General features: G+C 65.8%; 22 protein-coding genes. 11 read left to right on the top strand and 11 right to left on the bottom strand.

The window, feature by feature from the left end; all coding sequences use genetic code 11:
• Window positions 1–16 precede the first annotated feature (16 nt).
• Window positions 17–775, bottom strand: coding sequence for a hypothetical protein (locus AC50YM_RS00720; RefSeq protein ID WP_494955425.1), 759 nt, complete (start codon window positions 773–775; stop codon window positions 17–19).
• Here AC50YM_RS00720 and AC50YM_RS00715 point away from each other — a divergent pair.
• The 3 genes from AC50YM_RS00715 to AC50YM_RS00705 all read left to right on the top strand — a co-directional run bounded on the left by AC50YM_RS00715 (window position 774) and on the right by AC50YM_RS00705 (window position 3,832).
• Window positions 774–1,259 carry a glutathione peroxidase gene (locus AC50YM_RS00715; protein WP_494955101.1) on the top strand — a complete coding sequence of 162 codons (486 nt, stop codon included), beginning with the start codon at window positions 774–776 and terminating at the stop codon, window positions 1,257–1,259. The genes AC50YM_RS00720 and AC50YM_RS00715 overlap by 2 nt on opposite strands.
• A gap of 224 nt (window positions 1,260–1,483) precedes the next feature.
• Window positions 1,484–2,695 (top strand): formaldehyde dehydrogenase, glutathione-independent, encoded by a 1,212-nt coding sequence (gene fdhA, locus AC50YM_RS00710; protein WP_494955100.1) that lies wholly within the window; start codon window positions 1,484–1,486, stop codon window positions 2,693–2,695.
• A 195-nt stretch (window positions 2,696–2,890) separates the two neighbouring features.
• Window positions 2,891–3,832: a phosphodiesterase gene (locus AC50YM_RS00705; RefSeq protein WP_494955099.1), complete on the top strand. Its 942-nt coding sequence runs from the start codon at window positions 2,891–2,893 to the stop codon at window positions 3,830–3,832.
• Window positions 3,833–3,851: 19 nt separating this feature from the next.
• Here the strand turns inward: AC50YM_RS00705 and AC50YM_RS00700 are convergent, their stop codons facing one another.
• Together AC50YM_RS00700 and AC50YM_RS00695 are read right to left on the bottom strand one after the other, a co-directional pair.
• Window positions 3,852–5,486: a stealth family protein gene (locus AC50YM_RS00700; protein WP_494955098.1), complete on the bottom strand. Its 1,635-nt coding sequence runs from the start codon at window positions 5,484–5,486 to the stop codon at window positions 3,852–3,854.
• A gap of 117 nt (window positions 5,487–5,603) precedes the next feature.
• Complete coding sequence (locus AC50YM_RS00695) at window positions 5,604–6,518, bottom strand: hypothetical protein (RefSeq protein WP_494955097.1); 915 nt, start codon at window positions 6,516–6,518, stop codon at window positions 5,604–5,606.
• A gap of 179 nt (window positions 6,519–6,697) precedes the next feature.
• Between AC50YM_RS00695 and AC50YM_RS00690 the strand changes: the two genes are divergently transcribed.
• Both AC50YM_RS00690 and AC50YM_RS00685 read left to right on the top strand, forming a co-directional pair.
• On the top strand, window positions 6,698–6,997 hold the full coding sequence (locus AC50YM_RS00690) for a type II toxin-antitoxin system VapB family antitoxin (protein ID WP_494955096.1): 300 nt from the start codon (window positions 6,698–6,700) through the stop codon (window positions 6,995–6,997).
• Entirely contained in the window at window positions 6,990–7,670 is a 681-nt protein-coding gene (locus AC50YM_RS00685) for a LytR C-terminal domain-containing protein (RefSeq protein ID WP_494955095.1), read from the top strand. The genes AC50YM_RS00690 and AC50YM_RS00685 overlap by 8 nt, the downstream gene beginning before the upstream one ends.
• A 65-nt stretch (window positions 7,671–7,735) precedes the next feature.
• Here AC50YM_RS00685 and AC50YM_RS00680 read toward each other — a convergent pair whose 3' ends face one another.
• Window positions 7,736–8,374, bottom strand: coding sequence for a TetR/AcrR family transcriptional regulator (locus AC50YM_RS00680; protein ID WP_494955094.1), 639 nt, complete (start codon window positions 8,372–8,374; stop codon window positions 7,736–7,738).
• A 243-nt stretch (window positions 8,375–8,617) separates the two neighbouring features.
• Here AC50YM_RS00680 and AC50YM_RS00675 point away from each other — a divergent pair, with 243 nt between their 5' ends.
• Window positions 8,618–9,736 carry a glycosyltransferase family 4 protein gene (locus AC50YM_RS00675; protein ID WP_494955093.1) on the top strand — a complete coding sequence of 373 codons (1,119 nt, stop codon included), beginning with the start codon at window positions 8,618–8,620 and terminating at the stop codon, window positions 9,734–9,736.
• A gap of 15 nt (window positions 9,737–9,751) precedes the next feature.
• Complete coding sequence (locus tag AC50YM_RS00670) at window positions 9,752–11,899, top strand: amylo-alpha-1,6-glucosidase (RefSeq protein WP_494955092.1); 2,148 nt, start codon at window positions 9,752–9,754, stop codon at window positions 11,897–11,899.
• An 11-nt stretch (window positions 11,900–11,910) separates the two neighbouring features.
• Here AC50YM_RS00670 and AC50YM_RS00665 read toward each other — a convergent pair whose 3' ends face one another.
• Together AC50YM_RS00665 and AC50YM_RS00660 are read right to left on the bottom strand one after the other, a co-directional pair.
• Window positions 11,911–12,627, bottom strand: a complete 717-nt coding sequence (locus tag AC50YM_RS00665) for a DsbA family oxidoreductase (RefSeq protein WP_494955091.1) — start codon at window positions 12,625–12,627, stop codon at window positions 11,911–11,913.
• A gap of 56 nt (window positions 12,628–12,683) precedes the next feature.
• Complete coding sequence (locus AC50YM_RS00660; RefSeq protein WP_494955090.1) at window positions 12,684–13,220, bottom strand: GNAT family N-acetyltransferase; 537 nt, start codon at window positions 13,218–13,220, stop codon at window positions 12,684–12,686.
• Window positions 13,221–13,368: 148 nt separating this feature from the next.
• On the opposite strand from AC50YM_RS00660, the gene AC50YM_RS00655 reads away from it, so the two are divergent.
• Window positions 13,369–14,562, top strand: coding sequence for an MFS transporter (locus AC50YM_RS00655; RefSeq protein WP_494955089.1), 1,194 nt, complete (start codon window positions 13,369–13,371; stop codon window positions 14,560–14,562).
• A gap of 6 nt (window positions 14,563–14,568) precedes the next feature.
• Here the strand turns inward: AC50YM_RS00655 and AC50YM_RS00650 are convergent, their stop codons facing one another.
• From AC50YM_RS00650 to aceA, 5 genes are all read right to left on the bottom strand, one after another.
• Window positions 14,569–15,231, bottom strand: a complete 663-nt coding sequence (locus AC50YM_RS00650) for a hypothetical protein (RefSeq protein ID WP_494955088.1) — start codon at window positions 15,229–15,231, stop codon at window positions 14,569–14,571.
• An 89-nt stretch (window positions 15,232–15,320) separates the two neighbouring features.
• The gene (locus tag AC50YM_RS00645; RefSeq protein WP_494955087.1) at window positions 15,321–16,655 is read right to left on the bottom strand and encodes an O-antigen ligase family protein; all 1,335 of its coding nucleotides are present in this window, start codon (window positions 16,653–16,655) and stop codon (window positions 15,321–15,323) included.
• A gap of 2 nt (window positions 16,656–16,657) precedes the next feature.
• Entirely contained in the window at window positions 16,658–17,368 is a 711-nt protein-coding gene (locus AC50YM_RS00640) for a hypothetical protein (RefSeq protein ID WP_494955086.1), read from the bottom strand.
• Between the two features lie 448 nt (window positions 17,369–17,816).
• Entirely contained in the window at window positions 17,817–19,481 is a 1,665-nt protein-coding gene (gene aceB / locus AC50YM_RS00635; RefSeq protein WP_494955085.1) for a malate synthase A, read from the bottom strand.
• A gap of 105 nt (window positions 19,482–19,586) precedes the next feature.
• A complete protein-coding gene (gene aceA, locus AC50YM_RS00630; RefSeq protein ID WP_494955084.1) occupies window positions 19,587–20,900 on the bottom strand; it encodes an isocitrate lyase in 1,314 nt (437 codons plus the stop codon).
• A gap of 142 nt (window positions 20,901–21,042) precedes the next feature.
• Between aceA and AC50YM_RS00625 the strand changes: the two genes are divergently transcribed.
• The 3 genes from AC50YM_RS00625 (at window position 21,043) to AC50YM_RS00615 (ending at window position 25,974) form a co-directional block, all read left to right on the top strand.
• Window positions 21,043–22,551 carry a helix-turn-helix domain-containing protein gene (locus AC50YM_RS00625; RefSeq protein ID WP_494955083.1) on the top strand — a complete coding sequence of 503 codons (1,509 nt, stop codon included), beginning with the start codon at window positions 21,043–21,045 and terminating at the stop codon, window positions 22,549–22,551.
• A 119-nt stretch (window positions 22,552–22,670) separates the two neighbouring features.
• Complete coding sequence (locus AC50YM_RS00620; protein WP_494955082.1) at window positions 22,671–24,419, top strand: pyruvate dehydrogenase; 1,749 nt, start codon at window positions 22,671–22,673, stop codon at window positions 24,417–24,419.
• A 274-nt stretch (window positions 24,420–24,693) separates the two neighbouring features.
• Window positions 24,694–25,974 (top strand): serpin family protein, encoded by a 1,281-nt coding sequence (locus tag AC50YM_RS00615; protein WP_494955081.1) that lies wholly within the window; start codon window positions 24,694–24,696, stop codon window positions 25,972–25,974.
• Window positions 25,975–26,046 lie beyond the last annotated feature (72 nt).

Here is a 26,046-nt window from a genome sequence, read left to right as displayed (position 1 = left end):
GGACTCCCGGGACGCCCTACTTCACTTCCGCAGCCACTCCCACGCCGTCCATCTGGGACGCGCTGTCGCCCACGAGGACGAGGTCGGGCACTCCAACGCTCGAGTCCAGTTGGCCCTCGAGCGGTTCCTCCAGCGAGACCACCACGCCCGGAGAATCGCAGCTTCCCAGCGGCACTCCCGACCCCAGCGACACCCCGACTTCATCGGCGCCAGGCACCTCGGTGCCGCCGCCACCGCAATCGCCGACGCCGACCCCGGAGCCCACCGCGCCGCCGTTGCCGCCGCCACCGTCGAGCGAGGAACCCCCGGCCCCACCGCCTACGCAGGAGCCCACGCAGGAACCGGCCCCGCCGCCTGTGGCGGATCCGGTGCTGCCCCCGCCGCCACCGCCGCCTGTGGTGGAACCGGTGCTGCCCCCGCCCCCGCCGCCGCCTGTGGTGGAACCGGTGCTGCCCCCGCCCCCGCCGCCGCCTGTGGCGGAACCGGTGCTGCCCCCGCCCCCGCCGCCGCCTGTGGCGGAACCGGTGCTGCCCCCGCCGCCGCCGCCGCCGCCGCCGCCGGCCCCTGAGCCAGTGCCAACGTCGGAACCTGCGCCGCCTGCACCGACGGAGTCCACCGGGACGTCGGTGACCACGGACCCGTCGCTGGCTCCTGGCCCGTAGCGGGCACAAACCCATACCCTCGCGCGTTGGTACCGAATGACTGTCGTGACCAATTCCGGAACATCGTGCCCGGACACGACCTTCTTGAACGACTTCGCGAGGAAACCAGCCATGACCGCTCTGCACAGCATTCCGCTTACCCTCATCGACGGCACAGGCACCGACTTTGGCCGCTTCAAGGGCCAGGTGGTGCTGGTGGTGAACGTCGCTTCACAGTGCGGTTTCACGCCGCAGTACGCCGGCCTCGAGGCGCTTCACAACAAGTTCCGGGAGCAGGGCTTCCAGGTGCTCGGCGTCCCCTGCAACCAGTTTGCCGGCCAGGAGCCAGCGGCCGACGCCGAGATCGCCGAGTTCTGCGAACGGAACTTCGGCGTGACCTTTCCCCTGACGACCAAAGCCGACGTCCGCGGAAAGAACCAGCACCCGCTCTATGCTGAGCTCACAAATTTCAAGAAGGGCCTCCTGCCAGGACTGGTGAAGTGGAACTTCGAGAAGTTCCTGGTCAACCGCGACGGCGAGGTGGTGGCCCGTTTCGCTCCGACGGTGGAACCCGACTCCCCGGAGGTTATTGAAGCCGTCGAGGCCGCGCTTAGCTGAGAGTCGGCTTTCAGAGCGCAAGAGGACAACGGCCCCTATCCATAAGTATGCTTACCGTCCTAGACTGGCCGGACCTTCCAAATGAACCGGGCACCCCCGTATGGCTCACGCGCGTGCGCGTTTCGGCTGCGGGGCCGCAGTAGCCCGGGGACGGTGTATCAACTCGCTTCGTGAATCACAACTGGACGCTCATCTTGGGGGTCCGTGAAACCAGGAGGAAAGTGATGACAGGGAACAAAGCCGTTGCCTACAAGGGTCCGGGCAAGGTCGAACTGATCGACATTGACTACCCCACCTTCGAACTCAAGGACGGCCCGGGGGTCAACCCCGCCAATGTGGGCCGCCCGGTGCGCCACGGTGTGATCCTCAAGACCGTTGCCACGAACATCTGCGGCTCAGACCAGCACATGGTCCGTGGCCGCACCACTGCCCCCGCAGACCTGGTGCTGGGCCACGAAATTACCGGCGAAGTCGTGGAAGTCGGACCGGACGTCGAATTCATCAAGGTCGGGGATATCTGCTCGGTCCCCTTCAACATCGCCTGCGGCCGCTGCCGGAACTGCAAGGAGCGCAAGACCGGTATCTGCCTGAACGTCAACCCCGCCCGCCCGGGCGCCGCCTATGGCTACGTCGACATGGGCGGCTGGGTCGGCGGCCAGGCCAACTACGTCCTCGTCCCCTATGCGGACTGGAACCTGCTGAAGTTCCCGGACAAGGACCAGGCCCTCGAAAAGATGATGGACCTGACGATGCTGTCGGATATCTTCCCGACCGGCTTCCACGGCGCCGTTTCCGCCGGGGTGGGCGTGGGTTCCACGGTCTACATCGCGGGGGCCGGTCCCGTTGGGCTGGCCGCGGCCACCAGCGCACAGCTGCTGGGCGCCGCCGTCGTGATTGTCGGCGACATGAACGAGGGCCGACTGGCGCAGGCGCGCAGCTTCGGCTGCGAAACCATTGACCTGTCCCAAGGCGGGCCCGCGGAGCAGATCGAACAGCTCCTCGGGGTTCCGGAAGTCGACTGCGGCGTTGATGCTGTCGGTTTCGAAGCCAAGGGACACGGCCACGACGCCAAGGAAGCGCCGGCGACGGTTCTCAACTCGCTGATGGAAATTACAGCAGCCGGCGGTGCCCTGGGCATCCCGGGTCTCTACGTCACGGGTGACCCGGGCGGAGTGGACGAGGCGGCCAAGGTGGGTGCGCTGTCCATCAGTCTCGGCACCGGCTGGGCGAAGTCGCTGAGCTTCACAACCGGGCAGTGTCCGGTGATGAAGTACAACCGCCAGCTGATGATGGCGATCCTGCATGACAAGGTCCATATCGCCAAGAACGTCAACGCGAAGGCCATCACCCTGGAGGACGCTCCCAAGGGTTACGCGGAGTTCGACGCCGGTGCGGCCACGAAGTACGTGCTGAACCCGAACGGCTACCTGAGCTAGGCGCCCGGTACCTGAGTAAGCACGTTCCGGCGGACACATACCGGAATAGGTATGTGTCCGCCGGAATACCCGTTGTTGCTTCTTTTCAAACATGCCTACTGGAGTTTGCACAAAGTTGGCCGGATGTCTGGTTGGATAGATCTTACTGAGAGGGACGCTGGGGGTAACCGCCCCCACCCAACCAGGAAGGTAGCAATGGAGCTCATCGAGGCCGAGCACCCCCGGCCACGTCATTTTCTACTCCATCTGAGTGACCCCCACCTGTTGGGCGGCCCTGCACCATTGCATGGTGTTGTCGACAGCGACGCGCTGCTGCAGCAACTTTTCGACGAAGTGCTTGCTTCCGGCGCGCGGCCCGAAGCGGTGATTTTCACCGGCGACCTCGCTGACCAGGGCGAACCCGAGGCCTATGCCAAGCTGCGGGCCATCGTAGAGCCCGCCTGCAAGGCCATGGGTGCGAAAGTCATCTGGGCGATGGGAAACCACGACAACCGGGCACACTTCCGCACCGGACTGCTCGACGAGCCGGCCGATGACGCCCCAGTGGACCACAGCTACTTCATCAACGGGCTGCGGATCATCACCCTGGACACCTCCGTCCCCGGGTACCACCACGGAGAGGTGAGCCCGGAGCAGCTCGAGTGGCTCGCGGCCGAGCTCGCAACCCCCGCCCCGGATGGAACGATCCTGGCCCTGCACCATCCGCCGGTTCCATCGGTCCTGGACCTTGCCGTCCTGGTGGAACTGCGGGACCAGGCCGCCCTGGCCGGGGTGCTGCGTAACTCTGACGTCCGGGCCATTCTGGGCGGCCACCTGCACTATTCGACGACGGCGACCTTCGCCGGAATCCCGGTTTCAGTGGCGTCGGCGACCTGCTACACGCAGGACCTCAACGTTCCGGTGGGCGGGACCCGCGGGCGCGATGGCGGGCAGGCGTTCAACCTCGTCCACGTCTATGAACACACCATCGTGCATTCCGTGGTGCTGCTCGGAGACACCCCTGCCGTCGGCGAGCTCGTCTCGGCAGAGGAAGTCCAGCGGCGGATCGCGGCGGCCGGGATCCGCATCCCGAGCAAGGCAAGGCAAGAGGACGCGGCCATGACCCCCAGCCAGCGCCGGCTGTCCGCCAGCAACTAGGAGCCAGGAACCGGGACCCCTACTTCTCCCAGGGTGCCTTGATTGGGTAGTACTTCTCGAGGAAGTCCGTTACGACCTCGGCACGTTCCGCCGCCGGGACCTCGGGGAAACTGCCGTCGTTGAGGCAGAAGAAGTCCATGTTCCTTTTTGCGAGCAGCTTGGGCAGGTAATTGAGGCCTGCCCGGGCGGTGGTATCCACGTAGCGCACCTTGGCCGCCGTCTGGGTGACAGCCCGGCCCGTCAGCAGCGCGTAGTAGTGGTAAAACGAGTTCGTCACGGAGATATTGTCGGCCGCGCGGAACGTGCTCGCCGCCGTCTTGGCAAACTCCGCCGGGAACTCCCGCTCCATCGTGGCCATGACGCTGCGCCGCAGCGGCGCCGCCGCGTGTTCCAGGTGCCGGGTGGTGATCCGGCCGAAGCGGTCCCAGAGCAGCTTCCGGTTCACCCGGGCGGCGTTCTCGAAGCCGCTGCGCTCGGCGTCGTTGTCGCCGAGCCCGATCCGGGTCTCCGCCTCGATGAATTTGGTTATGCCGCCGGGCGTGAAGAACGTGTCGGGCCCGACAGCGCGGCCGAAGAACATGTCGTCATTCGAGTACAGGAAATGCTCGGACAGGCCTTCGATGTGATGGAGCTGGCATTCCACCGCTTGAGAGTTGTGGGTGGGCAGCACGGACGGGTCCGCGAAGAACTCCTCGCTGCGGACGATCGTCACGGTGGGATGCTCAGCCAGCCAGGCGGGAGCGGGGGAGTCCGTGGCGATAAAGATCCGCCGGATCCAGGGGGCGAACATGTAGACCGACCGCAGCGCGTACTTGAGTTCGTCGATCTGGCGGAAACGGGCTTCATGGTCATCGCCTTCGCCCACCACGACGCCGGCCATCCTGGCCCGCCGCGCCGCGATGTACTCCGGGGAACTGCCGTCCACCCAGGAGAACACAAGGTCGATATCGAAGCTGATGTCGCTGGCGTGGTCCGCGAACATGTTCTCGATCGTGGGCCAGGTGTGGCCGTAGCGCTCCACCGTGCCGCGGACTGCGTCCTGGGCCTGCAGTGTCCGGCGCGTCAGGGAGTTTTCGATCGGCAGGATCAGCTGGTCGCCTTCGAAGCTCCACAATTCCAGCTGCACCCCGGCCGAGGCGCCGAACTCAAAGCCGCCTTCCGGCTCCACCCGGGGCCGGTACAGCCGGAAGATCCGGGCTTGCCGGTTGGGGGAGAGCTCCCCGTCGGCCACCAGAACCGAGGATTTCTTCTTGGCATCGACGCTCATGGAGTAGAAGGGCTCATCGTGGCAGGCGTCCACGAGGGCGTCGCGGAGTTCCTTACGGTCTTTCCAGTCCACGGCGATGACCGGGCGGTGGTTGTTGCCGCGGACCAAAAGATAGTCGAGGCCGGCGCCGTCGAGCACAGACCGGAGGAACATGAGATCCTCGACCATGGCCTGGTACGGCGTCCGGTTCTCATTGACGAGCCCGTACCGGCCGCGCCGGCGCACAACGTCCTGGCGGGTCCGGAATCTCGCCACGGCAGCCGCGGAAGTAACCTCATCATGGGCGTCTACCGATGCCTGGCTGCCGTAGTAGATCTCGTCCTGGACCAATGCGTCTGTAATGTCGATTCTCCGTGATTCGTTGCGTGAATTTATCCCTACTTGCATAATAACGTCCGCCCCAAAATCGCCTTGAATTTCGGCGGCCGAAGCCGCGCCGAAGCCGCGCCGAAACCGCGCCGATGCGGGCCGCGCGGGCCCGCCGTGGTGACCCCGGGTCCCGGTTCAGCCGAGAAGGGCCGACCGCCAGCGGTGCAGGAAGGCCGCGCCGGCGTCGTCGTGGATGACGTCCCCGCCCAGCCCAAGATCGGCCGCGGTCAGTACCTCGTACGGTTTCACCGGAACCCCGTCCGCGGGCCGGACATCGACGTGTTTCACCGGGTGGTCGTTGTGGTGCAGCCAATCCGCCATCGCGTAGTCCGTGCGGGAATCGCCCACTGTTCGCCAGGCCTGCGGGGTGATGCCCTGGGCCGCCAGCAGCTCCACAGCACGGCTCGCGCCAAGGTCCTTGCCCAGCCGGACCGACTCGATATCGGTCGAGATAATGGTCGGATCGACCCGGTAGTCGATCTGGTCGTCGGAATCCGGGGCGTGGTGGTCCAGGCGCACAACTCCGAGGCCATGCCGGGCCATCAGCCCCATGGCATCGGCGTCGAACAGCTCCTGCTCGGCCCGGTAGTCGGAATTGTCGACGGCGATGTGCTGCTCCACGGAGACCATCGCCAGTTTCGTTTCGTCGAAGAACATGTGGCTGGCGTAGTCCTCGGCCACGAGCCGGCGGACGTCGTCGCCGAAAGACCGCGGGATGGCCAGTTCGTGGTCGACGTGGACTGCGCCGGGACCCGTGGACGTGTAGCTGAACCAGACAGCGCCCTTCTCGCAGATGGCGTGAATGAGGGTGCCGGCAGGCATCCCGGCGGCGATCATCGGTTCCATGACCTGTTCGCGGATGAAGGCCGCCGAACGGCCGGTGTTGAAAATAACGGGGATCCCTGCCGCGGCCAGCGCCAGCAGGTCCGCGATGATCGCCGGCCGGACCGTGCGGGTATCGGGACTCGCCACGGGACCGTCGACGTCGAGCAGCAGTGCCAGCGGAGGGGCCGACGGCGAGGGGGAGGCTGTGGTCTCGGGAGTTGTCATGCCCCTATTCTCCCAGCCGGCACGCAACTTTGCATGGGCTGTGGACCGCACCCGTCGCCCTGCGTTGATTGTGACAGGAGCGAGCGCGGGGTGTGACAAATGGTTACCGTTTGGCTACAACCTCCCGGCTCCGGGCGTCGCGGATTCCTTTGGCCGTCCAAGTTCCCTAGGCTTGCATAGTGATATTCAAAGCCGTGGGCGAGGGACGCCCGTACCCCGAACATGGTTACAACACGCCCAAGGACTGGGCGACGTTGCCGCCGCGCCCGGTCCGGCTGGACGATCTGGTGACCACCAAGCGCACCCTCGACCTTGAGGCGCTGCTGGCTGAGGATTCCACGTTTTTCGGTGACCTTTTTCCGCACGTGGTGGAGTACCGCGGCGTCCTGTATCTGGAGGACGGGTTGCACCGCGCCGTCCGGACCGCGCTTCACCAGCGCACTGCGATCCATGCCCGCGTCCTGGTGATCAATGGCTAGGAAGCCGAAGGACATCACGGTCCTGCATGGTCACCACGTCATTTCCGGCTCGGACCTGCGGGCCACGTTCGTGGACGATGACGATCCGCACGGCAACCCGGTCAGGATGCGGCGCCGGATCCTGCATGGCGTTGTCCTGGTGCTGCTCGTCGGCCTGATTGCCGCTGCCATTGTGGTGGCACTGGCGATCATGAACGGCCAGATCAAGATTCCGACGGCGGAGCGCAGCCAGGCGGCTGCGTCCGTCTGCCCGGCAGCGCTATATGATTACACCCCGCCAGAGACGATCAACCTCAACGTCTTCAATTCAACGTCCCGACCGGGCCTGGCCCGGTCCGTGGCCGACGAGTTCGCGGCCAGGAAGTTCATTGTCGGGGCCGTATCCAGTACGACGTCGAGCTACCGCGGGGTTGCCCTGGTCGTTTCCGGCGCGGCAGGCCAGTCTGCGGCCTTTAGCGTGCAGCGCAACGTGCCCGGCTCGGACTATTTTCAGGATGGCCGGACCGACCCGAGTGTGGATGTCATCCTCACCGGGGATTTCAAGGAGCTGGCGAAAGCCGAACTGGTCGACCAGACGCCCGGACAGCTCAGCTGCCCGCGCGAGGACCGGCGGATAGTGGACGAATCGGAGTGGGCCGTGACACCGACGGCTTCGCCCACGCCCGGAAAATAACAGCGCCGGCCGGGCAGCAACCCCCGCGGCCCGGCAGCGCCGGTGCCCCACTGCCCCGGTGGAGCCTACGCGTTTAAGCGGAGGGGGCGGCCGTCGTCGTCGAACCGCGCCCCGGCGCCGAGCTGCACGAACCGGACGGTGCGGGCCAGCCGGGCCTCTGCCTCGGAATCCTGGCCGGCACCGTCGCCGCGGGCGGCACTCGAGGACAGCGTCCCGTGGATCAGCTGCGCGAGCTGGCTGATGTCCGCCTCCGGCAGGTACCCCTGGGCGATGCCGTCCCGCAGGATGCCCTGCAGGAGAACGCTGAGTTCGCCCACATGGTCCGCCAGTTTCGCGAATGACGCCGGGGAGAGCACTGCGCCCATGGCAGGCCCCGGCGGGAGGTGCCGCCGGCTGAGGTCCTCGACCTGGGCTCTTACGTAGAGCGCCAGCCGGTCGACCGGGTTTACGAGTGAGTCGAGGGATTCCCTCAGGTCCAGCAGGAACCGCTCGGTCTCGTTCAGCGCATAGGCGATGAGGAGCTCTTCGATGTCGGCGTAGTAGTTGTAGACCGCAGTGCGGCCGATCCGGGCGTGCCGCGCGACATCAGTCATGGTCAGCCCCGGCAGTCCATGCGTGAACAGCAGTTCGCCGAACGCAGTCAGGATGCGCTGTTGGGTCTCGGCTCGTTGGGCGGCGTTGCTGGCGGCCGAAATCCTGGGCATACCGACACTCTAGCCCGATCTGTCAGCAAAACGCCGTTAGTCGCAGCCGGGCGACCCGGAGATTTCCGCGGGAAAACTCCGGCGCCAAGTGAGGATTCCGGCGGCGGTCAGCCGTTTCCATTGGGGGCTTGTCAGGGGGCGCACCGCGGGGCGATAGTCGGAACAACAGGTTTAGCAGAGGCCTTTTTGAACAATTCAGTCGCCACGTCCGGGGCCGGGCTTGGCATCGTCACGGAGACGAGTATGCGGATAGGACTTGTTGCAGCACCATGGATTCCGATTCCACCCGTTGGCTACGGGGGCATCGAGAGGATTATTGACTCCCTCGCCCGGGGATTCATCGCGGCCGGGCACGAGGTGATGTTGGCCGCAGCGTCGGACAGCACCTGCGCTGCACCCTTGGTGCGGAATATGCGGCCCTCAGAACCAGATCAACTCGGGGTATCCCTCGCCGAGCTCAGCCATGTCATCAGGGCCTATGACGGGCTGACAGGCGTGGACGTGATCCATGACCACACACTGGCGGGACCGCTGTTGGCCCGGAAGACGGCCAGTGTGCCGGTGGTGACGACCATTCACGGCCCGCTCACCGTGGCGTCTGCTGATCTGTACCGTGCCATGGCTGCCAACACGGCCATCATTGGAATTTCTCGTGACCAGGCCTCCCGCGTTCCCGATGTCCCGGTCAACCGGGTCATCCATCATGGAATGGACGTCGCCGCCGTGCCGGTCGGCTCCGGTAAAGGCGGCTATGTCTGTTTTGTCGGCCGAATGTGCCCGGAAAAGGGCGTGCGTGAAGCAATCCAGATCGCACGGAACGCCGGCATTCCGCTGCGCATTGCAGCCAAAATGCGCGAGCCGCAGGAGATCGAGTACTTCCACTCCGTGATCGAGCCGCTCCTGGACTCGAACACGGATTTCCTGGGCGAACTGGGGGACGCGGACAAATACCGGCTGATGGGTGAGGCGATGGCTTTCCTGAATCCCATCCAGTGGTCCGAGCCGTTCGGGCTGGTCATGATCGAATCCCTTTCGGCGGGCACCCCGGTGGTGGGCACACTGATCGGGTCAGCACCCGAGATCGTGGACCACGGCAAGACAGGGTACCTGGGCCCGACAGAACAGCTGCACAGTCTGCTCCCGTTGGCCGCGGAGCTGGACAGATCGCTTTGCAGGGGCCGGGCGCTCGAGCTTTTCAGCACCGCGAGGATGGTAGCCGACCATCTGGATCTGTATGCACAGCTCGTGGAAAAGCGTCAGGTCCCGGGGGTTCCGGATGCTTCCGCCGTGCACCAGAATCGAATACGGGGAGCTGCTATCCGGACGCCGGACTCGAGTCAAATCTTCACCCGGCGGCCCTGACTAAGGAGCACAGCCATGACTGCATGGAATGCCGACACAGAAGCCGACGTCGTTGGCGGCGACGCCGTAACGTTGGTAGAGGGGTCTTCCTTCTGCATTTCTGCCGTCAGCGGGGATATCAGTCCCGAGGGCGGAACCAGCGGCGCGTTCTACCAGGACACCCGGATCGTGTCCCGGTGGATCCTCCGGATAAACGGCGCGCTCCGGGAGCCGCTTGTGGCGCAGCGGCCCGACGCCTTCGAGGCCACCTTCGTGGGCCGTGCCACGTGGCCCGGTGGCCGGTTCGACAGCCCTCTCGTGGTCAGGCAGGAACGCCACGTCGGGCCCGGGCTTCGGGACGACATCACGCTGCACAATTACTCCGGTGAGGCAGTCGATTGCGACATCGAAATACTGGTGGACGCCGATCAGGCAGATCTTTTCGACGTTAAAGGTGGCCGCCAAACCACTGGCGCCGCCTTGAGCCGGACGGTGCGGGACGAGGGGCTGTTGGTCGAAACCGTCCACGACGGGCAGCGGCGCGGCTCCGCCATCCGTGCGGCCGGGGCCGAGATCACCAGTGACGGACTGCGTTTCCGCGCGAACATTCCGGCACGGGGCAATTGGTCCACGAGCGTCATTGTCGTTCCCCTCATCAACGGTGTGGCCCCCAGGGAGCCCTTCACCGAAGCGGGGGTGCCCCGGCAACGGACGGGCGTGCAACGCCACCTGGCGTGGGAGGAAAACGCCCCGCGTATCTCCGTGACCGACCACGACGTCGAGGCAACCCTGGAGCGGAGCCAAAGCGATCTGGGCTCGCTGCGGATCTTCGACGCCGAGAACCCGGACCGGGTGGCCGTGGCCGCGGGCGCGCCGTGGTTCATGGCGCTGTTCGGCCGGGACTCCCTGCTGTCCTCCTACATGGCTCTCCTGATCGATCCTTCTCTGGCGGTGGGAACCCTCCAGACCCTGGCAGAAATCCAGGGCTCGAAGATGGACCCGGATTCGGAGGAACAGCCCGGACGTATTCCACACGAAGTACGGCTCGGAGTCACAGCCGGCCTGTCCCTGGGTGGGACTGCCTACTACGGCACCGCGGATGCCACACCGCTGTTTGTCAGCCTGTTGGGCGAGCTGAGCCGCTGGGGTCTGTCGGGCGAGATCCTCGAATCGCTCATTCCGAATGCCGACCGCGCCCTGGACTGGATTGAAAAATACGGCGACCGCGACGGCGACGGCTTCGTGGAATACCTGCGCCCCAACGACCACGGGCTCCTCAACCAGGGCTGGAAAGACTCCTGGGACGGAATCAACTTCGCGGATGGGCGGCTGGCCGAGCCGCCCACGGCCCTGTGCGAGGTCCAGGCCTACGTGTATTCCGCGTACGTGGCGCGGTCATTGCTGGCCCGGACAACAGGGGATACCAAGACAGAACACCACTGGGCCGGACGCGCGGCCACCCTCAAGGGGGCGTTCAACGAGAAATTCTGGCTGCCGGACAAGGGCTACTTCGCCATCGCGCTGGACAAGGACAAGAACCCGGTCGACTCCTGCACATCGAACATGGGGCACTGCCTCTGGACCGGCATCGTCGACGAGGAGAAAGCCCCATCAGTGGTGGAACACCTGATGTCGCCGAAGATGTTCACCGGCTGGGGGATCCGGACGCTGGCCTCGGATATGGGCGCCTACAACCCGGTCAGCTATCACAACGGGTCGGTTTGGCCGCACGACACGGCCCTGGTGGCCACAGGCATGATGCGCTACGGCTTCGTGGATGAAGCGAGGAGGATCTCCAGCGGTCTGCTGGACGCCGCCGGGCATTTCGACGGCCAGCTGCCGGAATTGTTCTGCGGCTTCGACCGGTCTGAGTTTCACGGCCCGGTACCCTATCCCACGGCCTGCTCCCCGCAGGCGTGGGCCGCCGCGACACCCATCCAGCTGGCGCGCATCCTGCTGCGGTTCGATCCCGATCTCACCCGGAACGCGGTCCATCTGGCACCGATCCTGCCGGAGGAATTCGGCGACTTCAGGGCGCAGAACGTCCTACTGGGACGCTCGCGGATAACCATCAACGCGGCCGGCAGGGACGGCAGTATTGACGGCCTGCCACCGGGCGTGAAGCTCATCAAGGAGCCGCGGCCACCCCTGGACGAGCGGCTCGGCGGCCGGGCCGGCGATTAGCGGGCCCGAGACTATGGGGCGGCGCAGCCGGCCGGGCCGCAGACGTCTCCGGTTCCGCTGGCGTCCCCGCCGGAGCTGACCATCTCCAGCGGCCGGCTCTCCTGCCATGCCTGCTCGAGGGCGGCGGTAAACGTTTCGGCGGGCTGGGCGCCGGAGAGCCCGAACTTACGGTCGATGACGAAAAACGGGACCCCGGTGATGCCGAGGGCGCGGCCTTCCTCGAAGTCCAGCCGGACGTCGTCGGCGTATTTGTCCGTCGTGAACAGTTCGTCCAGCTCTGCGGCGGCGATCCCCAGGTCCAGCCCCAGCGCGGTCAGATACTCCCGGTTGCCGATGTCCTTGCCGTGCTCGAAGTGGTCGCTGAGCAGGCGCTCCTTGGCGGCGTCCTGCTGCCCGTGCGCCGCGGCGAGGTGGATCAGCCGGTGGGCGGTGAAGCTGTTGGCGACCACGACGTCGTCGAAACGGTAGGTGAGGCCCTCACCGACTGCCTGCTCGGAGACGTGCGCGAACATGCCGGCGACCTGGGCCGGGGCCATGCCTTTGAGGGTGCTCAGGTAGTCCAGTTCGGTGCCGTCATAGTGCTCCGGCAGGGAAGGATCCAGCTGGTAGCTGCGCCATTGGACTTCCACGGAATCCCGGTGCGGGAAGGCCGCGAGGGCAGTTTCAAAGCGCCGTTTGCCGATGTAGCACCAGGGGCAGGCCACGTCGGACCAGATCTCAATCTTCATGCTCGCCACAACCCCGGGGGCACCGGCTCCATTCCCCCGGCGGCATGTTGGCTTGGTCACGGAGTAAGCGGGCGCTCCATCACGAAGTCGTGTTCCACGGTGCTGCCCAGTTTGAAGGACTTGGTTCCGACCCTGCGGAAACCGCATTTTTCGTAGAAGCGGATGGCGCGGGCGTTCTGGTCGTTCACGCCGAGCCAGAGCCCGCGGGCGCCGGCCGCCGCGGCCGCACCGATGCTGGCGTGCATCAGTTCGGCGGCGGCGCCCAGACCGTGGTGGTCCGGGTGGACGTAGCATTTGCTGAGCTCGGTTGAAGGAAGCACCCTCAGGGCCGCTGCCACATCCGGGTCCTGGGCCGGCCGGGCAACCAGCAGGCTGTAACCGCGGAGTTCCCCGCTGGCGTCGATCACAAGAACGGTGGTCGCAGGATCGGCGAGATAGCTGACGAAACTGGCCTCGCTGAGGGTGTTCGCGAGGTGCGCGGCGATGTCTGCCGGTGGCGTGCTGGGCGGGCAGGCCAGCGGGAAGGTGACGGCGGCCAGCGCGGCCAGCCCGCCGGCGTCGTCCGCGGTTGCCGTTCGGATTACATGCGTCATGCCAGAACCCTAATCCGCAAAGCAGGCTCGATTCGCTTCGTGAAGCGTTGTTGCGCCGGTGTCACAATCGCAATGCCCGGACTCCGCGCGTGATAGCAATGGGACTGATGAAAGCATATTTCTGCCCGCCGGCCGAGCCGCGGGACCAATGAGCGCCAACGTCCTCGCCAAGGTGCCGGGAAGCTGGATCCTGCTGGCCGCCATCGGGCTCATTGCCCTGAACATGCGCGGCCCGTTCGTGGCCGTGGCGCCCGTGGTTGGTCCGATGCAGGCAGACCTCGGCTTCTCGCCGGTGGAACTCGGACTGTTGACCGGCATCCCCGTGCTCTGCTTCGCGGTTGCCGCGCCACTCGCGTCGCTCACCGGGCGCAAGCTCGGCGCGGAAGTGGCCATCACTCTCACCCTCCTGGGGGTGCTGCTGGGCGTCATTGTGCGGTCTGCTGGCGGCGGTACCCTGGTCATGCTCGGCACGGTGATCCTCGGCATCGCCATCACGATCGGAAACATCGCCGTACCGCTGATCATCCGGCGCGACTTCACGCCGGCCCGGCAGGCCACTGCCATGGGTATTTACACCGCCGCCCTGAATATCGGCTCCTTTGTCACCGCGATGGTCACGGCGCCGCTGGCCGAACTGCTGGGGTGGCGGGTGGGGCTGGCCGCCTGCGGTGCCTTCGCCGTCGCAGCGTTCGTTGCCTGGGTGCTGGCCTTCAGGAGCCGGGCGTTCCGCGCAGAACCCGTTCCCGCGCCGGACCCCGCACGCGCCACGCTCAAGCCGGCGTCGCGCTGGATCACGGTGGGGCTGACCGCAGGCTTCGCCGGGCAGGCCTTCTCCTACTACGGTGTGACCGCCTGGCTGCCCAGCATCCTCGCGGATGAACTGGGGATGACGGCTGCGGGGGCAGGCGCCGGGTCCTCGCTGTTCCAGATCCTCGCGATCGTGGGCGGGCTGGGCGTTCCGCTCGCGGCCCGTTTTGCCAATACGACGACGGTCGGGCTCTCCCTGGGGCTGTTGTGGCTGACGGTTCCGGTCGGCCTGCTGCTGGCGCCGGAGCTGTGGTGGCTGTGGTCGTCGTTCGGCGGCGTGGCCCAGGGCGGCGGGATCACCCTGATCTTCATCGCGATCATCCGGCTGGCCCGGGACCAGGCCTCGGCCGGCCGCATGTCCGCCGTCGTGCAGGGCGCCGGCTACGCCTTCGGCGCCCTCGCACCGACCCTCCTGGGCTACGCCAACGGCGTCACCGGATCGTGGACCGGGCCGCTGCTGATGGTGCTCGGCTCAGTGGCGATGTTCATCCTCGGAACGGCGCTCTCCCTCCGGCACGTCCCCAAACCGCACTGAGCTACGTCACCTGGGGTGCCGTCCCACTTTCTCCTCGAGGCCGGACGTGGACGCGGGCATCCGGTGCTGGATGCCGCTCTGCGCCCCGGTCCGCCCGCCGGCTACTTCGCGACGGCGGGCGGTGATCCGGTCCGCCGCGAGCGGTATTCCCGCGGCCAAGCCGACTGTCAGAAAAGCGAGCGCCAATTCCGCCCTGCCATTCCTCACCCCGATATACGTGATGTAGGCCGTGGTGAGGTCCAGGTCCGTCGTTACGCGGAGCTGCGAACCGATGTCCCTTTCCTGCTGCGCAGCCTCAGCAAGCGCGGAAATCCGATTCACTATCGCGTCGCGCTCAGTGGCCACCTCTTCGGCGGACTCGCCGACGACCTCGACGGTGATCACAGGGCGGCTGAAGCTCTTTTGCCATTGGCCTCCCGTGTTGGGGAGGTAGACCTGGTGTCCCTTACGGACACCCGATCCGTAGAGCGGGGCGGAGGTACTCCGCGGATTGACACCCCGGTCTTCTGCATTGAAGCGATGGGCGATGATCGACGCGAAGGGGACTATTTGAAGCGGGTCTCCCTGGAAGACGTTGCCCTCAATGGGAAGTGGTGCCAGAAAGCGCACATCCGCTTTGGAGTAGTAGACGCCCGTTTCCGCGTGGGCCGCGAGCAGGACCGGCAACATGAGGACCACTATGGCGAAGGCGAAGTACCAACGCCGCATCGTCGTCGTTCGACCACCCGCTATGCCGCGACGAAGCTGATCACGGATCCTCAAGGTTGACCGTCCGTCACCGCGGCAGCACGTCGCTGGATGTTTGCATAGGCGCCGCAAAGACCTGCGACCAGAAAAAGCGTGCCGCAAGCCTGCGGGAAGCTAAATGCGTCGAAGAAGGCGAAACTCAGGCTACCGGCCACCATTGAGGCGGCCAGCGCCAGTCCCATGGCGCCCATCGGCTGTCCTTTGCCATGACGCCGGGCGGAAATGGCTACAGTCACGGCGGCCACGATGACAGCTAAGAAGCTGACGAGGCCGACGAGTCCGATTTCAATGCTGGTGCCCAAATACTGGTTGTCCAGGATGCGATAGGCGGGCAGGAAGGTCCCAAAGCCGCGCCCGAACCACGGACTGACAAGCAGAAAAGATATGGCGTCGTCATAGCTGTCGGTTCGGGACGCGACGCTTGAGTCGCCGGCGGAGAACATCCCCACTATGGTGCCGGCCATCCCGGGAACGGCCACGTAGACCGCGACCGCGCCCAATGCCATCACGAATCCGGCAGTCCGGCGGACGGCAGGCGGCCACGATGGAATCAAGATCAGCAGAACAGCGGCCAAGGAAATGAACGCTGACCTGCTGACGGACAGTACCGCGGAGAGGGTTATTGCCGCGACCGGAAACCAGCGCAGGACGGCAGACCGGGAGCGATCGTAAATGGCGGCGGTCAGGCAGAACGGCAACATCATTGAGAGTACGACGGCGTACTCCAGGGGGTGGGTGGATGTCGCGGCCGCGCGTACGAAACCGCCTCGGTCGACAATTCCGACGTTTCCCGTGGCTGTCAATCCAGGAATCTGCCATGTGTCCACAAAGTTCTGGCCAGTCAAAAATTGTGCAAGGCCTAACCCGGCGTAGAGGCCAGCAAACAGGGTGAGCCGTCTCGTGAGGACCATAAAACGGTCCTCACTGGTGATCCCGTCATGTGCGATGAGCAAGATGCCAACCAGCGCTCCGACCCTGATGAGTCCCATGTCGGCGACGCTGACTTCCGATGCCGGCATGGCCACTAGGGCAGATTTCGCGTAGCTTGCCACGCAGGCGCCGACGAAGATGAAGGCCGCGGCGCGAACCCACTGAAGACTTTGTGGCCCGGCCAGGGCAGGCTGTTGGATCCGATGCCACGCCCACCATAACATCGTCACGATTGCCAAGAGAAAGGCCGGCGAACCCGCACTGCCAAGCGCCCCGATGCCCCGGTCGGTAGGAACCACGAACAGCAGAATGGCATACCACGTGATGACTGTGACCGCATCGGGGCCATTGGATGTCCGGACGTTGGCTACGACCGACTCATGACGCCCCCGCGTTGGCGTGGTCACGGCAGTCATGTCTACTTGTTCGGTGCCATGGTCGGGACTAATTCGTCCGGTTCATCCTCCGGGAAAGAATCGTCCTGGGGCTGATCTTCCGTTCCCAGGTCCTTGCGTCGCCGCCGTGTTGACCCTTTCCGGGAAGAGATGAGGCGGTCGAGCAGTCCGGTCGCCAAGACTGTGAGGCAAACACCTACTGCCAGGGCAGCCAACACGGCCCGGAGCTGGCTTTTTCGGTCTATTTGGGGCTCGTTCTCGCGGACAAGCGTCATGGCGGTAATGCGGGATGAGGAGGGGACATGTAGCTGGTCCTGCATGATCACAAGATTCTGCGGTACCACGCTCAGCACGTCGTCGAGAAGCTGAAGGCTGCTTGCCGGGCTCTCGCCCTCGGATGTGATGAGCATGATGGGCCCAGAGAACGCGGTGTCCTTCTCTGCAACGTAGCCTGTCCCGGCGCGACCTTTCACAATCTCTTCCTGGACAGATCCTGAACCGAGCCTCACGTTGAGCACGCTGAGTGCTTGATCAAGCCCTCCCAAAAACAGATAAGGATTTCCTCCGGGAGTGACCAGGGAAGCCGGTGGTATTAGCGCTACCCGCGCAGTCCCTTTGTAAGTTGGCGGTACGGCCGAGGACAAAAACAGTGCGGCAAAAGCGGTAAGGAGGACACCGACGACAACAAAGTACCAGCGTCGCAGAAGACCGGCGCCCAAATCACGCAAAAGCATGGTCACCCCTTGGCCCGGGCGTGATGCAGACTCGAACTGGTCTTGTCGCCACTGGGCCGGGCCTGAATTCCATGCTTGCCTCCGTTGAGGTGCCGAGTGCCTAACGAGCGGGCTGGTGCATTCGCGTTGTCACATCGTAACCGTGGGCACCTTGGCGCAACAGTAGTCACACTGAAGTCAAGTAGTCCGTCCCCAAATGGCAAGTATTGCGGCCAAGAGGCCAGGTCACCGGAGGTTTCGACCAGGCCCGTGGCCCGCTGAGGAGCGAATTAAGGCCCATGTTCACGAGGAACATGGGCCTTAACTTTGACCTCGACGCCGTTGTCGAGGGTCCAGGGGGTCTTCCGTCGCTGGGCCACCGCCCCGGATCTCGGGGGTGCCTGTTGCGAAGGGCGTGGCGGCCCAGCAGACGGAAATCTGCACCTACTTTGGCGGACCTGTCCTCGCCCTAGGCGGGAATGAGGGTGGGGTCCTCGGTGGCGACATCGGCGCCGTCGCGCGCTTCATGCAGGAACCGGTCATAGGCCGGAAGCGTCAGGAAGGCGGGGTACGCGGCGGTGAGCGTGACTTCCTCGAAGATGTCCCGCGCATCGGCGAAGCGGTCGCCTTCGAAGCGTTCCAGGCGGGCGAACTCCTCGTCCAGCATGTCCTCAACCCATTCGCGGGTGATGACGTCGCCCTGGTCCGTGATGGCGCGGGAGAAAATCCACTGCCACAGCTGCGAGCGGGAGATCTCCGCGGTGGCGGCGTCCTCCATCAGGTTGTGGATGGCCACGGCGCCATTGCCGCGGAGCCAGGACTCGATGTAGCGGATGCCGACCTCGATGTTGTTCCGGATGCCCTGCTCGGTGATGGTGCCGGTGGTGGAGGCGATGTCGAGCAGTGCGCGGTCATCCGGGGTGACATCCTCGCGGAGGCGGTCCAGCTGGTTCTGGCGGTCCCCAAGGGCGCCGTCGAAAACTTCACGGCAGACCGGGACCAGGTCCGGGTGTGCCACCCAGGACCCGTCGAAGCCGTCGCCGGCCTCGCGGGTCTTGTCGGCGCGGACCTTTTCGATGGCGATCGTGTTGGCTTCCGCGTCCTTGCGGTTGGGAACGGCTGCGGCCATCCCGCCGATGGCCATGGCGCCGCGCTTGTGGCAGGCCCGGACCAGCTGTTCGGTGTAGGCCCGCATGAAGGGCTGGGTCATGGTGACCTGGCTGCGGTCCGGCAGGACGAAACGCGGGCCGCGGGTGCGGAAGTTCTTGATCAGCGAGAAGATGTAGTCCCAGCGGCCGGCGTTCAGGCCGGCGGCGTGGTCGCGCAGTTCATAGAGGATCTCCTCCATTTCGAACGCGGCCGTGATGGTTTCGATCAGCACCGTGGCGCGGATGGTGCCCTGCGGGATGCCGAGGAGGTCCTGGGCGAGGACGAAGATGTCGTTCCACAGACGGGCCTCGAGGTGGTTCTCGATTTTCGGCAGGTAGAAGTACGGGCCCTTGCCCTGGGCGATCAGGCGGCGGGCGTTGTGGAAGAAGTACAGGCCGAAGTCCACGATGCCGCCGGCGATCGGCGTGCCGTCAATGAGCATGTGCTTTTCCGGCAGGTGCCAGCCACGGGGCCGGACCACAATCGTGGGCAGCTCCCCGGCGGGGCGGAGCTTGTACTCCTTGCCCTCGGGGGAGGTGAAGTCGATGCGGCGCTCCAGCGCGTCCGTGAGGTTGAGCTGGCCCTGAATGACGTTGCGCCAGGTCGGGGTGGAGGAGTCCTCCATGTCCGCGAGCCACACCTTGGCGCCGGAGTTCAACGCGTTGATGGTCATCTTTTTGTCCACCGGGCCGGTGATCTCGACGCGGCGGTCCTCCAGGCCCGGGGCTGGGGGAGCGACGCGCCAGGTCGGATCGTTCCGGACGGACTCGGTCTCGCTGAGGAACCGCGGGTCCTGGCCCTTTCCGATCTGCTGGCGGCGGTCCCGCCGGGCCTGCAGCAGCTCCAGCCGCCGTCCCGCAGTGGCCTTGTGCAGCTTGGCAACAAACGCCAGCGCGTCCGGCGTCAGGACCTCGCTCTGCCGGCAGATGGGCTGTGCGGTCAGGGTCACACCATTGATGGTGTAGTCGTCAGTGAAGCTGTTCATGGGAGTTGCTCCTTGAAAGTCCGCTGTTGCCCTATCACTTTTGGTCTCCAAAGGAGGCCGATGAGGACCAAAAGTGATAGGGCAACGGGCGGGAAAAGCTGGGGATTAGTGGAACTGGCCTTCTTCGGTGGATCCCACCAGAGCCAGAGTGGATGCGTTCGGGTTGAGCGCAGTTGCGATGTCGTCGAAGTAGCCGGTGCCGACTTCGCGCTGGTGCTTGGTCGCGGTGTAGCCGCGGGATTCGGAGGCGAATTCCTTCTCCTGCAGCTCGACGTAGGCGCTCATGCCTTCACGGGCGTAGCCGTGGGCAAGGTCGAACATCGAGTAGTTCAGGGCGTGGAATCCGGCCAGGGTGATGAACTGGAAGGTGAAGCCCATGGCGCCGAGTTCGCGCTGGAACTTGGCGATCGTGGCGTCGTCGAGGTGCTTCTTCCAGTTGAACGACGGGGAGCAGTTGTAGGAGAGCATCTGGTCCGGGAAGTCGGCCTTGACGGCTTCGGCGAACTTGCGGGCCAGCTCCAGGTCCGGGGTGCCCGTTTCCATCCAGATGAGGTCGGAGTACGGGGCGTAGGCCTTGGCGCGGGCGATGCAGGGTTCGATTCCGTTGCGGACCTTGTAGAATCCCTCCGGGGTGCGCTCGCCGGTAACGAATTCCTGGTCGCGCTCGTCGACGTCAGAGGTGATCAGGGTGGCCGCCTCCGCGTCGGTGCGGGCGATGATGACGGACGGGGTGCCCGCGACGTCGGCCGCCAGGCGGGCGGCGTTCAGGGTGCGGACGTGCTGCTGGGTGGGGATCAGGACCTTGCCGCCGAGGTGGCCGCACTTCTTCTCCGAGGCGAGCTGGTCTTCCCAGTGCACGCCCGAGGCGCCGGCCTGGATCATGGACTTCATCAGTTCGTAGGCGTTCAGCGGGCCGCCGAAGCCGGCCTCGGCGTCGGCGACGATCGGGACCATCCAGTCCTCGACGGTCTGGACGCCTTCGGAGAACTCAATCTGGTCTGCGCGCAGCAGGGCGTTGTTGATGCGGCGGACCACGGTGGGCACCGAGTTGGCCGGGTAGAGCGACTGGTCCGGGTAGGTGTGGCCGGAGTTGTTGGCATCGGCGGCGACCTGCCAGCCGGAGAGGTAGATGGCACGCAGGCCGGCCTTGACCTGCTGCACGGCCTGGTTGCCGGTCAGTGCGCCGAGGGCGTTGGTGTACTTGCCTGCCTTGTGCTCCGTGGTGAGCTGCTCCCACAGCTTCTCGGAGCCGCGGCGGGCCAGGGTGTGTTCCTCGGAGACGCGGCCGCGGAGCCGGACGACGTCGGAGGCCTTGTAATCCCGAGTGACACCATCCCAGCGCGGGTTGCCGGCCCACTCGAGCTCCAGGGCTGCGGCCTGCTCGGCGGGCGTCTGGGTGGGCTCAAATGCTGCAGTCATCTTTGTCTCCTTGATGGGGTCCGGGGCCGTTTCCGCTGCTGCTTCGCAGACGGTCTGGCTGGTCCGGAGCTGTGTAACTTTTCCGTAAGACCTACTTTTCTGTACTTTCAAGCAGCTTTCTAGGGGAAAACTATGGAAAGAAATGCACTTCTTCGCGTATTCTCAAGAAATGCATCCCGCCAGTTGGAATAGAACCGCATCCGCCGCCCCGACCGCCGTCCCGGAGGTGGACGTGATCAGCATGGGCCGCCGCGTCCGCCACCTCCGGAAGGCCGCCGGGCTGACTCTGGATGACCTGAGCGCCAAGGTGGGAACGGCCCCGAGCCAGCTAAGCCTGATCGAGAACGGCAAGCGCGAGCCAAAACTTGGCCTGCTGCAGCTGCTCGCCGCAGCGCTCGGCGTCAGCATCGACGAGTTGTTGGGAGCGGAGCCGCCCAACCGCCGGGCAGCCCTGGAGATCGAGCTGGAGCGCTACCAGCGCAGCCCCATCTACGAGTCCCTGAACCTGCCCACGATCCGCATCAGCTCGCGGCTTCCGATGGACGTGCTGGAGTCCATGGTGGGTTTGCAGCACGAACTGGAACGCCGTCTCAACGAGCAGATCGCGACGCCGGAAGAGGCCCGCCGCGCGAACGGGAAACTGCGCGCCATGATGCGTGAACGGAACAACTACTTCCCCGAGTACGAGGCGGAGGCGCAAAAGGTCCTCGCCTCGGTAGGGCATACCAGCGGCCCGCTGTCCCACCACGTCATCGCGGACATCGCGGAGCACCTCGGGTTCAGCCTCCACCACGTGGGCGACCTGCCGCATTCCACCCGTTCGGTGACGGATCTTAAGAACCGCCGAATTTATCTCACGCAGAACGCGCGCAGCGACCACGACCCGCGTTCGGTGCTGTTGCAGGCGCTGGGCCACTACGTCCTGGGCCACCAGACCCCGACGAACTACGGGGACTTCCTGATGCAGCGGGTGGCCACCAACTACTTCGCAGCAGCGCTGCTGCTGCCGGAGCAGGCCACCGTGGAGTTCCTGCAGAAGGCCAAGCAGGCCCGGGAAATCGCGGTCGAGGACATCCGTGATGCCTTCGCGGTGTCGTACGAGACCGCCGCGCACCGGTTCACGAACCTCGCCACGCAGCACCTGGACCTGCGGACGCACTTTCAGAAGACCCATAAGAGCGGCATCATCTACAAGGCCTACGAGAACGACGGCGTGACATTCCCGCAGGACCACACCGGCGCCATCGAGGGCCAGCCGTCCTGCAAAAACTGGACTTCCCGGGTGGTCTTCGACGTGCCGGACAAGTTCTCCGCCTACAACCAGTACACCGACACCCCGGCGGGGACGTACTGGTGCACGGCCCGCACCGAGCGCTCCGCCAACGGCGAATTTTCCTTGTCGGTCGGTGTTCCCTATGCGCAGGTCAAGTGGTTCCGCGGCCGGGACACCACCGAGCGGTCCAAGTCGACCTGCCCGGACGAAAGCTGCTGCCGCCGTCCGCCGGCGGCCCTGACCTCGGAGTGGGCGGGGAACGCCTGGCCCTCGGCGCGGGCACATTCGCACCTGCTTGCGGCCATGCCTCCGGGTGCATTCCCCGGCGTGGACGAGACCGAGGTCTACTCGTTCCTGCAGGCCCACTCGGGCAGCTGACGCTAGGCGCACCCGCAGCTTCTGCAGGTTTTCCCGGGACGCTCCCTCAGCTTCCGCCCGGGCGGACGGACTATATTGGCCGTGTCAGCTAACGGATTCGACTGCGGGAGCGCCCAGCCATGGCCAAGGAACTTGCAACCCAGCTCATTGAACAACTGCAGGCCGCCGGTGTGCAGCGCATCTATGGGATCGTGGGCGACAGCCTGAACCCGCTGGTCGACGCCGTCCGGAAGACCGGCGGTGCCGCGACGGGCGGGATCGACTGGATCCAAGTCCGGCACGAGGAGGCCGCCGCGTTCGCGGCAGCGGCGGAGGCACAACTGACCGGCCGGCTAGCGGTCTGCGCCGGGTCCTGCGGACCGGGAAACCTGCACCTGATCAACGGACTCTATGACGCCAACCGCTCCGGCGCCCCCGTGCTGGCCATCGCCTCGCATATTCCAAGCAAACAGATCGGCAGCAGCTTCTTCCAGGAGACGCATCCGGACCGGCTCTTCAACGAGTGCTCGGTGTATTCCGAACTGGTCAGCACCGCAGAACAAGCCCCCCGGGTGATGCAAAGTGCCATCCAGCACGCCGTCGCGCTCCGCGGCGTCGCCGTCGTCACACTTCCCGGGGACATCGCCGGGCTGGAGGCGACGGCTCCCACCCCGGCGCCTGCCGCGTTCCGGCCGGCGGCGCTGACGCCGGACCCCGCCAGCGTGCAGGACCTCGCCAACGCCATCAACGCCGCCGAAAAAGTGGCGATCTTTGCCGGAGCCGGAGTCCAGGGCGCCCACGACGAGGTCATCGCCCTGGCGGAAGCGGTCAACGCGCCGATCGGGCATTCCCTGCGCGGCAAAGACTTCATGCAGTACGACAACCCGTACGACATCGGCATGACCGGGCTGCTGGGCTACGGCGCCGCGGCCGAGGGAATCGAGGACGCGGATCTCCTGATCCTGCTCGGCACCGACTTCCCCTACGACCAGTTCCTCCCCGGAACCCGCACGGCGCAGGTGGACCGGGCGGCCCAGAACCTGGGCCGGCGGACCGACGTCGACGTCGCGGTCCACGGCGACGTGCTGCCGACCCTCGCAGCGCTGATGCCCTTGCTGCAGCCGAAGAAGAACCGCCGCTTCCTCAACGCGATGCTGAAGAAGCACGACCGGTTGATGAACAAAGCCGTCGGCGCCTACACGCGCAAAGTCGAAACCAAGGAGCCCATCCACCCGGAATACGCTGCATCGGTGCTGGACCAGGTTGCGGCGCGGGACGCGATCTTCACCGCCGATACCGGCATGTGCAACGTCTGGACCGCCCGGTACATCAACCCGCTGGGCACCCGCCGCCTGATCGGCTCGTACCTGCACGGCTCCATGGCCAACGCGCTTCCGCATGCGATCGGCGCCCAGCTCGCCTATCCCGGGCGCCAGGTGGTTTCGGTATCGGGCGACGGCGGCCTGTCGATGCTGCTGGGGGAGCTGATCACCCTCGCCGCGCACCGGCTTCCAGTCAACGTGGTGGTGTTCAACAACTCCACTCTGGGCATGGTCAAGCTGGAGATGCTGGTGGACGGGCTGCAGGACTTCGGCGTCGACGTGCCGGACGCCAACTATGCCGCCGTGGCCCGGGCCCTGGGATTCCACGCCGTCCGCGTGACGGACCCGACCCGGATCGAGTCCGCCTACCGGGAAGCCTTCGACCATCCCGGTCCTTCGCTGGTGGAGCTGATCACCGACCCCCAGGCGCTCTCGCTTCCCCCCAAGATCAAGGGCGCCCAGATCATCGGGTTCGCCACTGCGATGTCCAAGGTGGTCCTGAACCGGGGCGCCGGCGAGGCCGTCAGCATGGCCCGCAGCAACCTCCGCAACATCCCGCGGCGCTGAGGACCTTCGAGGTTCTCTAGAAACCCCTCGGGTCGCCGTAACCGGAACTTCTGGCGACGTGGACGTTCTCCGGCGACGTGGGGATGGGCGACGTCGACGTCGGAGCGCCTGACGCAGCGCTGCGCGGCCCGGACCCTAGACAAGCGGCCGGTGCTCCGCAAATGGGGCAAATCGTGACCCAGACGTGGTCGCGTTCTTCCGCACGCGCTGGTTGACTGGCCGTAGGCGGATCTCTGCCGTTCCGCTGTTACCGCATGCGGTCCTTGGGGGTGCGATGAAAGAGAAAGCGTTGGCACGGCTCGGTGCCGCGGCGGCAGCCGTGGCGCTGGCCATGACGGCCTGCTCAGCCTCGCCGCCGGCGCTGCTGAAGGCCGACGGGGTCGAACGGGTTACGGCGGAACGGTCCGCCTTTCCGGCCGAGCTGGCTCAACTTAGGGCGTCGGTGCGGAAGCTGGGCGCCGCGCTTCTGGCCGACGGCGGGGATGCCGGCGGCGGAAACGTGGTTTCGTCCCCCGGCAGCCTGCTGATTGCCCTGGCCATGCTGCGGACAGGAGCATCCGGGGGAACGGCTGCCGAAATGGACAGCGTCCTGGGCCTCCCCGCGGAGCACCGTGATGAAGCCTTCAACGCGCTGCAGGCATCGCTGGAAGCCTTCGACGCAGACCCCGGCTCGGTGGACGAAAAGAATCCCCCGCGCCGGCCCGTCCTGCACAGCGCCAACGGACTGTTCGTGGACAAGGGCGTGCCCACCGGAGACAGCTATCTGCAGTCCCTTGCCCGGAATTACGGGACCGGCGTGTACCCGGTGGACTTCCAGGACGAGGCCGCCACCAGCCCGGCGATTGACGCCTGGGTCAACAGGAACACCGGCGGACGGATCAAGAAGGCGCCAGCGCAGTACGACCGCAGAAACACCTTCAGCCTCCTCAACGCGGTGTACTTCGCCTCCGCCTGGAACGTCCCCTTCGACGCGGTAGACACCGCCGAGCTGCCGTTCACGACGGCGGACGGCCGGCAGGTTTCCGTCCCCACCATGTCCTGCGTCCAGGATCTTGCCTTCGCCCGGGGCGCAGGCTGGCAAGCGGTGGAGCTTCCCTATGCCGAAGGTTTTGTCATGCGTCTCGTGCTGCCGGACGCCGGGACGGCCGGGCCCGAAGCGCAGGACGTCGCCGACGCCGCGGCGGCCCTTGACTCCGCGGCCCGGGCGCCCACGCAGCTGTTCCTGCCGAAGTGGGACCAGAAGAGCAACTTTGACCTGCGGAAGGTCTTCGCTTCCCTGGGCCTGCAGGAAATGCTGCAAACCGGGACCGACTTCGACTCAATCCAGCGCGGCCTCAAGCTCCAACAGGCCGGTCAGTCCGCCAACATCACCGTGGCGGAGAAGGGCACGATTGCCGCGGCGGTCTCGCAGATCAACGCGCGGGCCGTCAGTGGTGTGGCGCCGACGAACGTGATCCGCTTCGACCGGCCCTTCCAGTACGAAATAGTCCACGTCGAGACCGGACTGCCGCTCTTTATGGGCCTTGTGTCCGAACCCCGCACGGCCGGGTCCTGAGCCTACGTTTCTCGAGGTCGCGGGAAACGCCTCCGTTCGCCGGAACGTCCCAGCGAACCCGGCGTTGTCCGG

It is taken from the genome of Pseudarthrobacter sp. RHLT1-30-1 (assembly GCF_059383415.1).
This window is presented reverse-complemented; position numbering and strand designations above follow the sequence as displayed.

Coding starts and splice junctions, on each gene's coding strand:
- AC50YM_RS00715 (WP_494955101.1), top strand. CDS start 774: ATGACCGCTCTGCACAGCATTCCGCTTACCCTCATCGACGGCACAGGC.
- AC50YM_RS00720 (WP_494955425.1), bottom strand. CDS start 775: ATGGCTGGTTTCCTCGCGAAGTCGTTCAAGAAGGTCGTGTCCGGGCAC.
- fdhA (WP_494955100.1), top strand. CDS start 1,484: ATGACAGGGAACAAAGCCGTTGCCTACAAGGGTCCGGGCAAGGTCGAA.
- AC50YM_RS00705 (WP_494955099.1), top strand. CDS start 2,891: ATGGAGCTCATCGAGGCCGAGCACCCCCGGCCACGTCATTTTCTACTC.
- AC50YM_RS00700 (WP_494955098.1), bottom strand. CDS start 5,486: ATGCAAGTAGGGATAAATTCACGCAACGAATCACGGAGAATCGACATT.
- AC50YM_RS00695 (WP_494955097.1), bottom strand. CDS start 6,518: ATGACAACTCCCGAGACCACAGCCTCCCCCTCGCCGTCGGCCCCTCCG.
- AC50YM_RS00685 (WP_494955095.1), top strand. CDS start 6,990: ATGGCTAGGAAGCCGAAGGACATCACGGTCCTGCATGGTCACCACGTC.
- AC50YM_RS00680 (WP_494955094.1), bottom strand. CDS start 8,374: ATGCCCAGGATTTCGGCCGCCAGCAACGCCGCCCAACGAGCCGAGACC.
- AC50YM_RS00675 (WP_494955093.1), top strand. CDS start 8,618: ATGCGGATAGGACTTGTTGCAGCACCATGGATTCCGATTCCACCCGTT.
- AC50YM_RS00670 (WP_494955092.1), top strand. CDS start 9,752: ATGACTGCATGGAATGCCGACACAGAAGCCGACGTCGTTGGCGGCGAC.
- AC50YM_RS00665 (WP_494955091.1), bottom strand. CDS start 12,627: ATGAAGATTGAGATCTGGTCCGACGTGGCCTGCCCCTGGTGCTACATC.
- AC50YM_RS00660 (WP_494955090.1), bottom strand. CDS start 13,220: ATGACGCATGTAATCCGAACGGCAACCGCGGACGACGCCGGCGGGCTG.
- AC50YM_RS00655 (WP_494955089.1), top strand. CDS start 13,369: ATGAGCGCCAACGTCCTCGCCAAGGTGCCGGGAAGCTGGATCCTGCTG.
- AC50YM_RS00650 (WP_494955088.1), bottom strand. CDS start 15,231: ATGTTGCCGGTCCTGCTCGCGGCCCACGCGGAAACGGGCGTCTACTAC.
- AC50YM_RS00645 (WP_494955087.1), bottom strand. CDS start 16,655: ATGACTGCCGTGACCACGCCAACGCGGGGGCGTCATGAGTCGGTCGTA.
- AC50YM_RS00640 (WP_494955086.1), bottom strand. CDS start 17,368: ATGCTTTTGCGTGATTTGGGCGCCGGTCTTCTGCGACGCTGGTACTTT.
- aceB (WP_494955085.1), bottom strand. CDS start 19,481: ATGAACAGCTTCACTGACGACTACACCATCAATGGTGTGACCCTGACC.
- aceA (WP_494955084.1), bottom strand. CDS start 20,900: ATGACTGCAGCATTTGAGCCCACCCAGACGCCCGCCGAGCAGGCCGCA.
- AC50YM_RS00625 (WP_494955083.1), top strand. CDS start 21,043: ATGCACTTCTTCGCGTATTCTCAAGAAATGCATCCCGCCAGTTGGAAT.
- AC50YM_RS00620 (WP_494955082.1), top strand. CDS start 22,671: ATGGCCAAGGAACTTGCAACCCAGCTCATTGAACAACTGCAGGCCGCC.
- AC50YM_RS00615 (WP_494955081.1), top strand. CDS start 24,694: ATGAAAGAGAAAGCGTTGGCACGGCTCGGTGCCGCGGCGGCAGCCGTG.